The organism is Salinicoccus albus DSM 19776, assembly GCF_000385175.1.
Lineage (GTDB): Bacteria > Bacillota > Bacilli > Staphylococcales > Salinicoccaceae > Salinicoccus > Salinicoccus albus.
Genome location: NZ_ARQJ01000022.1, coordinates 61,149 through 77,141, shown reverse-complemented (window position 1 = coordinate 77,141; position 15,993 = coordinate 61,149). Strand labels below are relative to the sequence as shown.

Sequence of the window (15,993 nt, the reverse complement as noted above, 5' to 3'; positions counted from 1 at the left end):
GTCGATTTCTCAAGCCCGAGACTCGCCCTTTTCTCGGCCTCGTCGATTTCTCAAGCCCGAGACTCGCCCTTTTCCCGGCCTCGTCGGTTTCTCAAGCCCGAGACTCGCCCTTTTCCCAGTTCTTCGATCTTGGCCAGATGTCTCTGCCTGAATCGTACCCAGATAACATCGAAATGTCCGGCAATGATCTTCAGTAATGTGGACTTACCTGCTCCGTTCTCACCGATAATTACGATTTTGTCATTTGCATATGCTGTTAGTGATTCGATTTCCAAGATATCTTTGTTGCCAAAACTGCCGGATATATCCGGCAGTTTCAATGCGCGTTGATTCATTATAATTTATACTCCTTTTGAGTCTGCAAACTATATTTATGGACACAAAAAAGAGACAGCATGCCGCTATCTCAAACCGTTCATTAAGGAGTAATCCTAAAAATGGACATACTTAAGCTCTTACAGGAAATGATACATATCTCTTTTTCTGCTGTCGAAAATAGGTACATCTTTTCTGATTCTTTTAACCTCATCGCCGTCACTCGTTCCTGTGATGACTGTTTCACTGTGTGTGTCGGCCTCATCCACGAGTTCCCCGAACGGGCCGATGATCACCGAACGGCCGGCAAATGTATCCGCTTCAATCTCGCCGTAAGTGTCCACACCAATGATATAACACTGGTTTTCAATCGCTCTGGCAGCGAGCAGTGTTTCCCAGTGTTTTTGGCGCGGCAGCGGCCACTCTGCCACGACGAATATTGTCTCGGCGCCCTTGAGGGCGAGGTCCCTGAAGAGTTCCGGGAACCTGAGATCATAACAGATGACGACGCCGCACGTCTCTCCATCGAGCTCAAACGTCTCCGTCTTTTCTGTACCGCCCGTCAGATATTTCGGTTCATTGAGCATCGGCACCAGATGAATCTTCGAATATTCATAAACAAGCGTACCGCTTCTATTGACGACAAATGCTGTGTTGCAGACCTTATGCTTGTCGTCTTTACTATTGGCGACTGACCCCGCGACGATATTGACGTCATATTTTACGGCCAGCTCTGAAATGACGGATTGGGCAGGTTCGAGATTCCTGCAGGCATGTGTCTCTATATTCTTCAGGTCATAACCTGTCGTCCACATCTCCGGCAGCACGACGACATCTGTATCCTGCAGATCATTTTTTGCAAACAATGCTTTCACTTTGGCAATGTTGGCCTCAACGTCCCCAAACTGTACTTTAAATTGGAACCCTTTGATGTTCATCCTTCACACCTCCCTGAGCGTGTCCGTTTATCTTGCCGCAATCTGTCCCAGCTTGCTCACCTGATTGTCCAGCACTCTCTTTATCACCGGTTTTGCCCCTTTGATGATGATACTGAACTTATTGGAATTGGCATTCAGATTACTTTTGACACTCACATGTGTCTCGCGCTTCAGCGAAGGTGAGAGTTCGAATTCCGAGATGATAACCCCCTGCTTCAGTTTCGTTTCCACTTTGATATATTGGTTTTCTTCATATTCAATAATCCGGGAGCGGAAACGGTAGGTTTTATTCAGCACGTTCAATTCAGTTCTGAATTTCGTGCCGGCCGCTCTTTTCTCTTCTGTGAAGTATTCATTCCCGATGAATATCGGGCTCCACTCCTTTAAAGCTTCATCATCATTCAAAGTTGAAAAGATTTCCTCAGGCTTTGCATCCATATGCCCTTCATACTTATAAAGTTCCATGTGCTCACTCTTTCTTCAAAGTAATTGTTATTCCGTCATTATCATATCATTTTCTTTGATTTCTACAATAATTTTCCCGACCATTTCATTTTGGCTTTCATTTCTATTATGCATCTACTATCATATTTATAAAAGAGGTGTGGCTGAATTGAAGATAAGACACGATAAAGAAATGACGCCTGACGATATAAATGCACTTTACCTGAGTAAGGGCTACTCTTCCTACGAAGGCAAACTCGATCAGCTGTATGATGCAATACTTGCCTCTGATTATGTAATTACCGCCTGGGATGACGAAAGGCTTACCGGCATCATCCGCTCCTCTGGAGATATGAAATTTTCCCAGCATATTTCCGACCTGCTCGTCCATCCCGAATATAAATCAAAAGGGCTCGCTTCAAAACTGATGAATGAATTTATACATACAGTCACAGATGTCGAAGAAATCTATCTGATGATGGCGTCAAATACGAAAAACAAGTTCACTAAAAACTGGCTGGTGTACAACGGCTTTGAAATCATCGCGGATACTGACCAGCAGACCATTTACTTAAAAACGCAAAAAGAGCCGGATTAGATCCGGTTCTTTTTGTGTCACACTCCTTCTGAAGACGCCTGTTCAGGCTGCTTGATTTCAGTGCTGTCAAATGCGCCATAATCATAATAGCTTAAAATAACTTCAATGGTCACGGTCTGTTCGGGATTCGACTGGGCGGGTGCAGTCGCAACCAGATTGGCACTTTCAAGCTGACCGGATGCCTGATCGATAAACCCGACCAATCCCAGCTGCAGCTGGTCCATGTCAGCGCCCTGGAATTCCATCTCGAAATTATCCTGATAAATCTGGTAGACTTCCTCATCATTGCCTTCATAATACAGGATGTCGTAACCCCCGGCTTCCAGTACCTGTATGGAGTCACTCATCTGTCCCAGGATATCTGCGAAATTCGAATAAGTGCCGTAAACAAGCTCCTCAGGCGAGTACTGGGAAGAAGCATCCTGCCATGACTCTTGTTCGTAAATCAGGACTTCGCCTGTCCCGCTGTTACTATAACCGTATGGCTGTGTCACTTCCAGGTTTTCATTATACCGGTCAGCCGCGATTTCCAGGCCGTCTGATTCATCGACTTCCGCTACAATACCCACGAACTGCTGATCCAAAGTCTCTTCTCCCTGAGTCACTTCGACAATGGTCGAGCTTTCGTGCACATAGGACGACACTTCAGAAGGATCCTGCAGGACATCAGAGACCGACTGGTCAGTTTCAGTCGCGTCTTCCACCAGACTCAACTTTTCTTCATCCACTTCATAGGCGGAAGAACCAGATTCCGACCCGGCCTCTTCCTCTACAACACTCTCGTCTTCAGGGCTGCCCCCCGATTCTGCAGCAGAATCTCCTTCGGAAGTGTCACTGGATGCGTCACCGGCACTGTCGGAGGAATCCTCACTGGGATTGTCACCGGCACCCCCGTTTGAGGATTCATCGGAGCTGTCATCTGAGGCTTGATCAGAAGTATCTTCGGTTGATTCTTCGGTTGATTCTTCGGTTGATTCTTCGGTTGATTCTTCTGTCGTTTCTTCTTCATCCTGACCCCCGCCGCAAGCAGCTAAAAATAATGTCCCGGTCAATGTTGCAGCCCATAATTTTTTCATCTCTCACACTCCCCCCTATTCGTTACTTTCACTATACATTATTCAAAATTTTTCATCAAATGAAATTGAATTGTCACAATGCAATCTATGTAATAAAGCCCCTTAAACTCATCCTCCCTGAATTTAAGGGGCTGTTCAGTGTCTGTACTTATATGAAAGTATTCCCGAGCACACTGTTCACGTCGTTGACAACGACAAATGCATTTTCGTCATACTTTTTAATGAGCCGTTTGAGTCTGATTAATTGTGATTTATTGATGATCACATAGAGGATATCTTTCTCTCTTTTGGAATAAAATCCTTTACCGTCCAGCATTGTCACACCGCGCCCGATTTCACTGTTGATCAGTGTGCCCAATGCTTCTGGGTTGTCTGAGATAATCGTAATGGCCTTTTTCGGGTTCATACCTTCGATGATGAAATCCATCACTTTAACAGCAATATAAATCGCAATCACTGTCAACAACACCTGTTCTATTGATAAAACAGTCAGACTGAGCATAATGACAATCATATCGAAAAACAATACGGCATACGATATGTTGACATCCAGATATTTGTTGGCGATGCGTGCAAGTATTGCTGTGCCGGCCGTTGTTGCTCCGATGCGGATGACAAGTCCGTTACCCAGCCCGATGAATAGTCCGCCGAAAACGGTATTAATCAGTATTTCGTCCGTCTGTACCACCCATGTTTCTGTCAGCGCCAAAAACAGCGACATAAGGATCACGGCAAATATCGTATAGTACATCGAACGCCTTGAAAGAAATCTAAATCCGATTAAAAGCAGAATCCCATTGAGCACAAGTGTGGATATCGCCGGTGATATCTCGAACGCATAGAGGAGGATAATTGCGAGGCCCGTGACACCGCCTTCCCCCAGGTTGCCTGCGATCATAAAAGAATTGATGCCGATAGAAAAGAGAAAAGATCCCAATATTACAGTGGCTATGTTGATCAGTGTCTGCTGTGTAATCTGCGGCCTGATGGATATACGTTTCTTATCGAAATTAAGTTTTCTGAGCCTTTTTCTGATTTTCACAATTATCCTCCTCATGAATTATTTTAAATACCGCCGATTCATAATATAGGAGAATGCATGTAAATTTCAACTCTTTTCTTATATTCCTATTTTTCTATATTTTGGCAGAATTGAGTGATACTGAACTTTCATCTTCAATGGATAAAAATGAATCCCGGCCATTCATGACCAGGCTTCATCCTGTTTCTTCGGTGCTGTCGATCTGTACCACTGGCAGCAGAGGACAATGATCAATCCGATATCGACGATGTCCCCGCCATAGTACATCAGCAGCGCGCCGATTTCCCCGTCGGTTTTTTGGATGCCCATGGGCGGTTGAGCATAGATAAGTTTGGATAATATCTTATGAAAACCGAGGGCAAGTATCAGTACAATAGCCCGATATATGAAGCTGTACCGATGGGTTGTAATATCGATATAGAGGATAGAAATGGTGAACAGATACCCGGCCAGAAAAACATGGATATGGACCAGCGCAAACAGCCACAGTTCTGTATGCATCAGGGTGAACAGATCAGTCATATAGATGAGATACAAACCACCGATATTCAGGGTGGCGGCAACGAGCGGATGAGTAACGAACCGGACATATTTTTTGTTGAGGCACCCGCTCATTTTTCTTGCTGTAGAAACTTTCAATGTGCGCACCATCAGTGTCATCGGCCGGCTGAATACAAGCAGCAATGGTGCAAGCATCCCCAGCAGCAGATGCCCCATCATATGGGCAGTAAAATCTGTATGTGACAGCCGGGCAAGCGGACCGCTCAGGGCTGCCGCTGCCAGTATGATCCCCAGAAACCAGAAAATACATCGGGAAGCCGGCCATTTCCTGTGTTTTTTATTCGCAATATGCATTGCTGCAGGATAAAGGATCAACGCCACGCAGGCGAGAATGGCCACAGTGATCTCGAACGGCAGGAACTCTGCATGGGTCATATGATCCATATCATCCCGCCTCACCCGGTGTCATGCGATTTCTCGCCTGGACAAACAGCACGACGCCGACAGCGATAAGAATGAAACCGGAGAGGTTCCACGCCAGATCATAAAGCAGAAGATTATCCACACCATAACGTACCTGATGAATCTGTAACACCTTATGACTCACAATACCATCGAATACCTGGAAACCTCCAAGACCCGTGAAAAAAGCGCCTGTCCACATCCGCATGTGTGCAAGATTCCTCCGATGATTATCTGCAAACAGAAACAACCCTGCAATCAAGGCAAACAGCGCAAAAGCATTCAACAAGCCATCCGACATGATACCGATAAATGGTGTGGAACGATCATAGAAATGATGCCATTGCAACAGCTGGTGGAATATGATTTCATCAATCAGTGCCATCAGTCCGATGCCAAACAATACACCGGACCAGATATTTCTGGCCGGACGGGCCCACCTCGCTTCTTGTTTTCCTGTCATGATATCTCCTCCTGATCACTCACGTTATATCCCCCTTACCCTTCACAATGGAAAATTAAAGTTGAAAATCGCAGCTTTGAGGAAACCGGCAGGTATAGACAACTATATGAAATAATTGCCCAGCACGCTGTTCACATCATGCACGACAACAAAGGCATGCTCATCATATTTTTTCACCAGCCGCTTGATTCTTGTCAGCTGCGATTTGTTGATGATGACGTAAAGGATGTCCTTCTCCTCTTTCGAATAAAAACCTTTGCCGTCCATCATTGTCACCCCGCGCCCAATTTCACTGTTGATCATCTTGCCTAATACTTCAGGCTGGTTTGATATGATTGTAATGGCCTTTTTCGGATTCATACCTTCGATGATAAAATCCATCACCTTCATGGCGATATACAATGCGATGACCGTCAGCAGAACCTGCTCCAGCGTCAAAACTGTCAGACTGATCAGCATGACGATCATATCGAAAAAGAGCACCGCATACGAGACGTTGACATCCAGATACTGATTGGCGATGCGGGCAAGTATCGTCGTACCTGCAGTCGTTGCCCCGACACGGATGACGAGCCCGATTCCAAGGCCGACGAATAAGCCCCCGAATACGGTATTAATCAATATTTGATCCGTCTGTATCTGCCATGTTTCTGTGAGCGCCAAAAACAGCGACATTAAAAACACTGCAAATATCGTATAATACATTGAACGTTTCGACAGATACCGGAACCCGACCGCCAGCAAAATCGCATTGAATACGAACGTGGATATCGCCGGTGATATATCGAATGCATAGAGGAGGACAATTGCGATTCCGGTAACGCCGCCTTCCCCCAGGTTACCGGCGATCATGAATGAGTTTACGCCGATTGAAAAAAGAAATGATCCCAGTATGACGGTCCCAAGGTTGATCAGTGTCTGCTGGGTAATCTGCGGCCGGATGGATAACTTTCGCTTATCGAAGTTGATTCTTCTGAGTCTTTCTCTAATTTTCACAATAATCCTCCTCTGTGGGTTTTTTATGACCATCGATATATGATAAATGAGAAAAGCCGCTATTTCAACTTTTCTTCGGAACACGCAGTTTCAGACGCTGCGGCAGGACTTCCAAGTTCAATGGTGCATACGGATGCCCGTCCCCGTCGATATTCATGCGTGTTTGGCCAGTGGTTTCTATCTTCATCCTTTTTGTCTGAATATACTTCACTTTTTCATGTTTTGTGATCTCACCTCTCATGGCCAGGCAGATGATGGTGATGATTTCTTTCATATTTGCAGGCTCAATATTCAGTACATGCAGGCACCCATCATCGATTTCTGCATCAGGTATCAGATTCTTAATACTGCCGACAGATGAAATGCTGGAGGCGGTTGTAAATAGTGAATCTGATTCAATGGTTTCGTCCGCCGTTTCTATCCGTACTTTAAATGGTTTCATCTTAATGAGCGCACGGATGCCCGCGCGAATATAGGCAAGTCTGCCCAGACTGTTTTTGGTTTTCGAACTGACGGCGGTGAATGCCGTCATGAAATCGCCGAATGCCGCCAGATAGGCGGCATTAAAATCATTGATCTTCAGCACATCGGCTGCGATCGTATCATACGGGAGCGACAGATTTTGTGCTGCAGTATCCATGTCGAGCGGCAGCCCGAACGCCCTGCTGTAATCATTGACGGTCCCTGCCGGTACAATGTACAGCTCCGGATTCTTGCCGCTTTGCATGATACCGTTGATGATTTCCCCGATCGTCCCGTCGCCGCCGACAGCCACGATCAGATCGCTGGTTTTGGATGCTTCTGCAGCCAGCGGTACTGACCCGGAGGCGTTGGTATATGTAATATCCGTGTCATAACCGCTGTCACTCAAGTGCTTGATGAGTTTATATTCCACACCGTATTTCCTGGTTTTGCCTGAGATTTTATTAATAATTATAGTGGCTTTCATCATGTTATTCTCCTGGAATTTGATATTTCTATTGTATCAGAAGCCTGATGATAAAATAGAGCATTCCAGTTATTTCTGCATTCTTTCAAAATACAGGCAGGATGCTGGTTCTATCATAATCGGACGGTTTGAATACACAAAAATAGAGGCACCGGGTTTGCGCCGGTGCCTTATCGGATAATCAGTCAATGATATTTTTATGAATCACGCCATCTTTGGCTACCATCTGGATATTATCGTGTGCTTTCAGTGCGCCGATATTTTCAAGCGGATTCTCTTTAGAAAGTATGAAGTCTGCGGTATACCCTTCCTTGACGAGGCCCGTGTCTGTATAGCCGAGGCATTCAGCAGCCGTTTTTGTGGATGCTGTGATTGCGTCCATTGGAGTCATGCCGCATTCCACCATCAGTTCCAGCTCCCTCAGGTTTGTCCCATGCTTGAACACCCCTGCATCTGTGCCCATCGCTATTTTGACACCAGCATTGTAGGCGCGGGTGAAGCTCTCCTTATGAATCTGGATCACTTCCTCGGATTTCTCAATGGCCGCCTTCGACATCCCCAGTTCATCTGCGAATTCCAGGACTGATACGGGCGCCAGCAATGTCGGCACGAGATATGTGCCCTGATCTTTCATTTTCCCGCAAATTTCATCATCCATATAGATGCCATGTTCAATCGAATGGATCCCCGCTTCTACACATTGCCTGATCCCTTCCAGCCCCTGGGCATGCGCCATCACCTTCACACCGTTTCGGAACTGCGCTTCCTCTACGATGACTTTCAGTTCTTCCAATGAAAACTGAGTAAATTTGGGATGATCGGTCGGACTGGATACACCGCCTGTGGCATGCACTTTAATCACGTCAGCGCCTGCACGGAGCATCTCTCTTGTTTTCTTCCGGACTTCATCGATCCCGTCACAAATACCGTGGGGCATCCCCGGGTGCGGCTGCATCAGATCAGTCACTGTGCCCGAGTAGTTATAGCCGTCGCCGTGACCGCCGGTAATTGTCAGCGCATTGATGCTGATCTGCATCCTTGGACCTGTGACCAGCCCGTCATCAATTGCTTTTTTCAGTCCAAGGTCACTGCCCAGGGCATCCCTGACAGATGTGATGCCGGCGTTCAATGTGCGGTCCAGATGCTGCTGGGCCAGATAGAAATTATATGAAAACGGTGTGGTGAGCCGTTCTTCCAGCGGTTTGAATTCCGTCATCATATGCACATGCGCGTCGATCATCCCAGGGAGCATATACTGCCCCCGGCCATCCACAACTTCAGCATCGTGCGGCGCAGCAGCGGCATTGACTGATTTGAATTTGCCGTTTTCAATAAGTACATTGGTATGGTTTATTGTTTCAGATCCGGTGCCGTCGATCAGGTTTACATTCTCGATAAAAAGTTTTGTCATTTTATTAAACACTCCTTATTATAATATCTTGGATCTTAAAGCATGCCCATGATGATGGTCGCGATAAAGACCGAAGCCACTGTCACTGTACAGAAACCGCCGATTAACATAGGCGTCACCAATTCCTGAAACAGCTTATCCTGGTCATTCGGATTATTCGTCTCACTGCGGGCGACCTCTTCACATATCAGGTAGTCGCCCGGAAAGCCGATCAATGCAGTCAGTGCCACCGGCATGCCTTTAAGCGGGTGCCATCCAACCATTTTGGATGCGATATATCCCCCGGTACCAATACCCAGTATACCAAGCGCAAGAATCATTAGCACAGCAGGGATGTTGGCGAGGACTTCCTGTGGTGTGATCCCGCCCATAGTACCGATGATAACGAAAATCAGGGCAACCATCATGAAGCTGAATGAGTTTGCCGATTCCAGGGCGCTTTTCGGCAGCAGATTGAAGTTCAAGGCCAATATACCAAAAATCAGACAGAACAGCGTGTAGTGGATGCCGGTCCATTCACCCAGCATTACACCCGCCATCGCCAGCAGAAATATCGCAAAAAGTTTAATCGTATTGTTTTTCATTATACTGAAACGCTCCGGCCGTTGATTATCATCCGTTTCAAATGGCATATCATGCTCGACCGAAGGTTTTTCTGCCATGAATATTCTGCCATACCTTTTCATTAACACAGTGGCAAGCGGCATGCCGATCACACCCTGGAAAGACTGAACCAGAACCGGCACAACAATCAGGCTTGTCAACCCCAGTTCGTTGAGCCTTTCATTCGTAATCAGGAGTGCCACGACACCACCTGAAATAGGGCCGATACCGCTGGCCGCTGTTTCAAAATCAAATATGAGTGTGACCAGAACTAAAATTAAGACTAGAGCACCAGCCAGTCCGGAGAGCGAAATCACAACCGCTTTCCATTGTTTCTTCAGCGTGTTAAAACGCATCAGCGTCCCCATGTGTACAATTAACGGTCCGATCAAAATTGAACCCAGGGCTGGCAGCGTTGACAGCTCCAAAATATTCTCCGGAAAGATGCCGACCCAGGTCAAAATCAGAAACCCGAGCATAGCAGTCATCAGCATGGGAATCCTTGCTCTCGTGTAGATTGAAATCAATTCCCCAGCTGCAATCAGTGCAAATAACATAACCGTCGCAACTATCGGTTCCTGCAGCATAAACATTCACTCCCTTACCTCTAACTTGATGAAAGTATACTCTCATTCCAATCAAATATAAAGGAATGTTCTAAAATATTTAAACATTCTAATAATGAATACGTTTGCACGAGGTGAAGCGGAGCGAGTGCAAAAGATTAATCCGCTTACACTCGATTGTGGATCGAATAGAAGAGAACATTCCTAGCTTATACTCGATCTGTAATCCAATATCAGTGCGCGCCCCCCTCTTATACTCGATTACCAATCGAATACATGCCAGACGATCCGCTTATACTCGATCTGTAATCCAATATCAGTGCGCGCCCCTCTCTTATACTCGATTCCCAATCGAATACATGCCAGACGATCCGCTTATACTCGATCTGTACTCGAATATCAGTGCGCACCCCTCGCTTATACTCGATTCCCAATCGAATACATGCCAGACGGTCCACTTATACTCGATCCCCAATCGAATACATGCCAGACGATCCGCTTATACTCGATTTAGAACCGAGTATAAGCGGGGGCACTTTTATAAGAAATTCTGTTTTACTTTGTGGATTCTCGGGTGATTTTGAAACATAAACGCCGGATCATGCTCATAGTAACTGGCGTAACCGGCATTGTTTAAAGTACGATCCAAATCCATCACGTCAAAAATATAATGGGTTCGGTTGCCGCCCCACACCATCCTTAAAAACTTGCGCAAGGTTTTTTGAATCGTCTGGAGACCGATTGCACCACCCGTCAATCCACATACGGCTTGCTTTGTGATCGCTCTGTCGGGAAATAAAATGGAAAACTCCAGAGCAGTTCTGACAATATGTCTTTCGATAGGTTCTGCATACCTGCATATCCAGCAAGTAGTGGCGAATCGACCGATCTCCAAGTCATATCCTCCGCATTTCCAGCAATTCAGCCCCTGCCGCAGCCGCTTGGGATCTGTTTCGGGGAGAGGCCATGGATTATCGACGATACGCCTCTGGATTTCTTCGGCCAACATTTTTGCGGAGCGGCCGCAATGGTAATTGCCCAGTGAACGCAGGTATTGTTTCAGGCGGTTTGGCATGATAAGCATGTCGGCGTCTTTACCGTCAGACGACTCAAATATGAAATATGGATTGACGAAGACCACCGATTTCTGCACTGTGAATTTGATCCCGGCGGCATAACTGATTTTGACCAGCTTGCCAGCGGTCCGCCTGACCTGGCTGATGGGGTCTTCGGATATCTGCTGTCCGCGTACTTTCCATTCGCTGTTATCATACCCATAGCTGCCGCTGTAATTTTTAATTTCGTTCACAATCAGTGTGTCATCGGCGACCACCAGTGAATCGAGCTGCACTGCTGCCCCGTCGAGCTCCAGCCAAATATCTCTGAAAATGTAAAGATTGTCATGCCCGACAGCATCGAATACAGCATCAAACTGCCGCTCACCTTCAAAACCGGATGTTAAATACTGCAGAGATCGCTGTTCCGCTGTTTTCAGCTCCGACCGCCGCGCCAGAACCTCGTAATACATCAATTCCTTCGGTTTTTTCCTGTCTGTTAAAAACATTAAATCCCCCCTTATATAATAAAAAACCCTTCACCTATATATAATGAAAATCGGCTGATTTGCTCTTTTCAGAATTAAAAAAGCAATTTTTATAAAACCCCACTCGTTTTTGAAGCATATCGATGATTTAAGTAAAAAACTGGAAATGAAAGCCCGCTAAGATGTCATGTTCTTTTCTCTCCAATACAAAAACCCCGGCAGTTGAATTTTTGATTCAACTGCCGGGGCACGTTCTTCCTGGTTTTTATTCGAATGTGCCGCGTGCGATACTAAGTGAACGGAGCATTGAAGTTTTTTTGTACTGGTGATTCTCAAATTTTTTAAGAATATCACCGACGACTTCAACCCCTTCGACGATATAGTCTCCTTTATTCAGCATGATGCACTCTGCTCTTGAACCGGCAACGACATCCGAAATCTCTGAACGGGTTGGGATCCCGGTCTTCACCAGTGATTCGACGACCTGCGTGGCCCAGATGACGGGGACATGTGCCGCTTCACATATCCACAGGAGCTCCTCCTGAATTTCACTCAATCTCTCATAACTGATTTCTACAGCCAGGTCCCCCCTGGCGACCATGACGCCGAACGGTCTGGCACCGGCAGCCTCCTGAATGATTTCCGGCAGATTCCGGATACCTTCCGATGTTTCTATCTTCGCCACTGTCGGGGTTTTCTCCCTGCCTTCAGGCAACCTCGCCGCCAGTGCCTCTTCGATCAGATCGATATCACTTTTATCCTTGATAAATGAAAATGCAATCACATCTGCATGTTCGGCAGCAAAGTCCAGATCTGCGTAATCCTTATCTGTCAGGACCGACAGTTTATAGTCCACCTCCGGTATATTGATCCCTTTTTCAGTCTTGACTTTCACACCGTCTTCTTTCACCGTCTTTTGCACTTCACAAATGACGCCGTCGTCTCGGATTTCAACGACTTCCGCTTCAATATGTCCGTCATCAAGTTTCACCTGCTGCCCTTTCTGCATGCTGTCCAGCACTTCAGGCACCGAGGTATTCACTGCGATTTCTATCCCTTTCGGCAGGGTCATGGAATTCTGGTTTGAAATCAGGAAGCGTTCACCCTCGCTGATTTTAGGGTTTCTTTTCGTTGTGAGCAGCATTTTCGTACGGATCTTCGGACCGCTGATATCCATCAGCACCCTGCATGGGCAGCCTGTTTCCTGTTCCGCCCTTTTAATATTGTCGATCATGTTCTGCCACACTTCAGGATCATCATGAGCACAGTTGATACGTGCCATATTCATTCCCGCTTCCACCAGATTTTTGACAAGGTTATAATCACTGCCTGCTGCTGAAGGCATGGTAACAAGCACTCTCGTGAGCCTGTCACCCTGAATGCCGCCGAATATTTCATCCGCATTATTCTGCAATTTTTCATTCCGCTCCTCAAACGAACTCGAAGAACGATAATCTATATCTCCGACATCAGTGCCGGTGATATACCCCAGGGTTTTCGTCAAAGCGTTGAGTGAACCCATCACATCCGCTTCAAGGCGGCCTAACGAGGAAACCCCCCACGGAATCAATCTTTCCTGAAGGTCTCTCATGTCCCTTTTGCGAAACGCCATATAATAGGCCAGATTGCGGGCACTTTCCTCATACTCCGCCCTGATCGGGGTCTCGCTCCATTTCTTGTACAGGACGTCCCCCTCTTCTTTTACAGAATCCCGGATTGCCAGTACATCACTCAGTAGTTCCCTGCCTGTCTGTTGATCCATCTTTTTCACCTCTCATCCAAGTGACTGATATTTTTATATACCCATTTTGTCGGGCTTCAAAATATTGATCCGGCAAATAAAAATGAGGCTGGTTCATAACTCTCTCCATTTAAAAAACCGTACGTTCGCAATCCTTGGGGCATCGCGTGAGCGTAGTCTTACGCTGATGCGATTTCCATAGGAGTCTCACGTACGGGTTTTGCTGTTCACGATCTAACGTATTATCTTTTTACAGACTTATGACCTTAACCCTGATATGCTATTTGTTATCATATACCCAATTTAAAACATAAATGCAGCACCTCAAGGTAGCCGATATGGAAAATGACCCACAGCAGCATGCCGATATAGCTATTCAATTCCAATGGTTCTGCAGCAAAGTTCGAAAGCACGAAATATAAAACTGTCGTTACAAGCCAGACGGCAACCATGGCAGGCAGATACAGCTTGTACTGATTATCATAAAGCCATCTCAACATAACAGCGATAACTATAGAAATAATTAAGTGAAGCATTATTTCAAATAATATATGCGGATCTCCTGCAAACATAAACCTTGTATCAAGCAGCAGTGTCATCAGTTGTATGTCCGTAGTCCACTGGACATAAGAAAATATTAAAAAGAGCAGCAGCCCCGAGATCGTACCTGAAATCAGTCCTGAGACGAATAATTTGCCCATATCAGCAACCCTTTAACCTTTATATGTTTTTTCACTATTCCATTGTATCATACGGAAAAATTCATTTTAAGCTATTATTATGTACTCGCTTCAAGAGCCACCAGACATTTATATATTGGAAGATGCATAAATACTCCGTTTATAAATGTACCTTTACAAAGAAATTTAATTCCTATATAATCACTATAGTTTAAAAGTAAAGGAGTATTTATATTGGATATTTTGTTGATCATCATTAATTTCATCGTTTTTTTATCTCTAATCGGTGTTTTAGCACTGCTTAAAAAGCGTAAAATGAAGTTTTCATACCGCGTCATGATCGGGCTTTTGACCGGGCTGATTTTTGGCGCCGCACTGCAGCTCATTTATGGTGTCGATAACAACGTCATCACTGCGACGACCGATTGGATGTCCATCGTCGGCTCAGGTTTTGTACGGCTGCTGCAGATGATTGTGATGCCGTTAATCTTTATATCCATTCTGGGCGCTTTCGCCAAAATGGATAATCAGGAGAAATTCCTGAAATCAGGTACAAAAATCATTGCCATTCTGCTTGGTACAACAGCGATCGCAGCGATGATCGGTATCGCCTCCGCCCTGGCCTTTGACCTGGACGCCTCCAGTCTGAACCTTGGTGAGGCGGAAAATGAAAGAGCGTCATCACTCGAATCCACGGCATCTGAAGTGGAAGGACAAACATTGCCGCAGCAGATTGTCTCACTGCTGCCGGCTAACCCATTTCTTGATTTCACGGGGGACAGGGCTACATCAACAATTGCTGTGGTTTTCTTTGCGGTGTTCATGGGCATCAGTCTGATCAGATTGTTAAACCGCAACCCTGAATCAGGGGAAAAAGTGAGAGCCGGTATCCTGTCAGTTAACGACTGGGTCATGCAGCTGGTCAAAATCATCCTTGCCCTGACCCCTTATGGCATCCTGGCCATTATGGGCACGACGGTTGCCACTTCCGATTTCAGAGCGATTTATGATTTGGGCATCTTTGTCATCGCCTCCTACGCTGCCCTCATTGCAATGTATCTGGTCCATCTGCTCATCGTCTCAATGACAGGATTAAATCCAGTGCAGTTTCTCAAGAAAACATCTGAAGCACTGTTGTTTGCATTCACCTCCCGGTCCAGTGCCGGCACGCTGCCCCTCAATATCCAGACCCAGCGCGTCAGACTGGGGGTGCCGTCCAGCGTCGCCAATTTCTCCGGCAGCTTTGGCTTATCGATCGGGCAGAACGGCTGTGCGGGTATCTATCCGGCTATGCTCGGTATCATGATTGCACCTGCAGCCGGCGTTGAAATCAACGCACAGTTCATCATTACACTGATTGCCGTTACAGTGATTGCATCGCTCGGTATTGCAGGCGTCGGCGGCGGTGCCACATTTGCGGCGATCATTGTACTGTCCACAATGAACCTGCCGGTGGCACTTGCTGCTGTGCTCATCTCCGTCGAACCGCTCATCGACATGGGACGTACAGCCCTGAATGTTAACGGCTCCATGCTTGCCGGAACAGTGACGGCCAGGTCAAACGGACAGATCGACAAGAACATATATGACAATAACGAATTGAATGAATTGACAGCAGAAGCATAAATATCAAAGCGCCCCGGTCAACATGCCGCCGGGCGCTTT

At 46.2% G+C, this 15,993-nt stretch carries 15 protein-coding genes and 1 pseudogene; 2 read left to right on the top strand and 14 right to left on the bottom strand.

What is annotated here, in order from left to right; genetic code table 11:
- Positions 1–176 precede the first annotated feature (176 nt).
- The 3 genes and pseudogenes from G343_RS15935 to G343_RS0103980 form a co-directional block, all read right to left on the bottom strand.
- Positions 177–335, bottom strand: a pseudogene (locus G343_RS15935) (ATP-binding cassette domain-containing protein); the annotation flags it as partial.
- A gap of 120 nt (positions 336–455) precedes the next feature.
- On the bottom strand, positions 456–1,253 hold the full coding sequence (locus tag G343_RS0103985) for a carbon-nitrogen family hydrolase (protein WP_020006822.1): 798 nt from the start codon (positions 1,251–1,253) through the stop codon (positions 456–458).
- Between the two features lie 27 nt (positions 1,254–1,280).
- A complete protein-coding gene (locus tag G343_RS0103980; protein ID WP_020006821.1) occupies positions 1,281–1,718 on the bottom strand; it encodes an SRPBCC family protein in 438 nt (145 codons plus the stop codon).
- A 148-nt stretch (positions 1,719–1,866) separates the two neighbouring features.
- Between G343_RS0103980 and G343_RS0103970 the strand changes: the two genes are divergently transcribed.
- Entirely contained in the window at positions 1,867–2,295 is a 429-nt protein-coding gene (locus G343_RS0103970; RefSeq protein WP_020006820.1) for a GNAT family N-acetyltransferase, read from the top strand.
- A 17-nt stretch (positions 2,296–2,312) separates the two neighbouring features.
- On the opposite strand, the gene G343_RS0103965 is transcribed toward G343_RS0103970, so the two are convergent.
- From G343_RS0103965 to G343_RS0103910, 11 genes are all read right to left on the bottom strand, one after another.
- Positions 2,313–3,371: a hypothetical protein gene (locus G343_RS0103965; RefSeq protein ID WP_020006819.1), complete on the bottom strand. Its 1,059-nt coding sequence runs from the start codon at positions 3,369–3,371 to the stop codon at positions 2,313–2,315.
- Positions 3,372–3,519: 148 nt separating this feature from the next.
- Positions 3,520–4,413 carry a YitT family protein gene (locus G343_RS0103960; RefSeq protein ID WP_020006818.1) on the bottom strand — a complete coding sequence of 298 codons (894 nt, stop codon included), beginning with the start codon at positions 4,411–4,413 and terminating at the stop codon, positions 3,520–3,522.
- 162 nt (positions 4,414–4,575) lie between these two features.
- On the bottom strand, positions 4,576–5,358 hold the full coding sequence (locus G343_RS0103955) for a cytochrome c oxidase assembly protein (protein WP_020006817.1): 783 nt from the start codon (positions 5,356–5,358) through the stop codon (positions 4,576–4,578).
- A 1-nt stretch (position 5,359) separates the two neighbouring features.
- Complete coding sequence (locus G343_RS0103950; protein ID WP_020006816.1) at positions 5,360–5,839, bottom strand: DUF2243 domain-containing protein; 480 nt, start codon at positions 5,837–5,839, stop codon at positions 5,360–5,362.
- 102 nt (positions 5,840–5,941) lie between these two features.
- On the bottom strand, positions 5,942–6,835 hold the full coding sequence (locus tag G343_RS0103945) for a YitT family protein (RefSeq protein ID WP_020006815.1): 894 nt from the start codon (positions 6,833–6,835) through the stop codon (positions 5,942–5,944).
- 64 nt (positions 6,836–6,899) lie between these two features.
- Positions 6,900–7,784: a diacylglycerol/lipid kinase family protein gene (locus tag G343_RS0103940; protein ID WP_245541930.1), complete on the bottom strand. Its 885-nt coding sequence runs from the start codon at positions 7,782–7,784 to the stop codon at positions 6,900–6,902.
- 181 nt (positions 7,785–7,965) lie between these two features.
- Positions 7,966–9,195: a metal-dependent hydrolase family protein gene (locus G343_RS0103930; protein WP_020006812.1), complete on the bottom strand. Its 1,230-nt coding sequence runs from the start codon at positions 9,193–9,195 to the stop codon at positions 7,966–7,968.
- 35 nt (positions 9,196–9,230) lie between these two features.
- Positions 9,231–10,385 (bottom strand): hypothetical protein, encoded by a 1,155-nt coding sequence (locus G343_RS0103925; protein ID WP_020006811.1) that lies wholly within the window; start codon positions 10,383–10,385, stop codon positions 9,231–9,233.
- A gap of 517 nt (positions 10,386–10,902) precedes the next feature.
- Entirely contained in the window at positions 10,903–11,928 is a 1,026-nt protein-coding gene (locus G343_RS0103920) for a nuclease-related domain-containing protein (RefSeq protein ID WP_020006810.1), read from the bottom strand.
- 244 nt (positions 11,929–12,172) lie between these two features.
- Positions 12,173–13,669, bottom strand: coding sequence for a pyruvate kinase (locus tag G343_RS0103915; protein ID WP_020006809.1), 1,497 nt, complete (start codon positions 13,667–13,669; stop codon positions 12,173–12,175).
- 269 nt (positions 13,670–13,938) lie between these two features.
- Positions 13,939–14,349 carry a hypothetical protein gene (locus tag G343_RS0103910; protein WP_020006808.1) on the bottom strand — a complete coding sequence of 137 codons (411 nt, stop codon included), beginning with the start codon at positions 14,347–14,349 and terminating at the stop codon, positions 13,939–13,941.
- A 213-nt stretch (positions 14,350–14,562) separates the two neighbouring features.
- Between G343_RS0103910 and G343_RS0103905 the strand changes: the two genes are divergently transcribed.
- Positions 14,563–15,954, top strand: a complete 1,392-nt coding sequence (locus tag G343_RS0103905; RefSeq protein WP_020006807.1) for an L-cystine transporter — start codon at positions 14,563–14,565, stop codon at positions 15,952–15,954.
- Positions 15,955–15,993 lie beyond the last annotated feature (39 nt).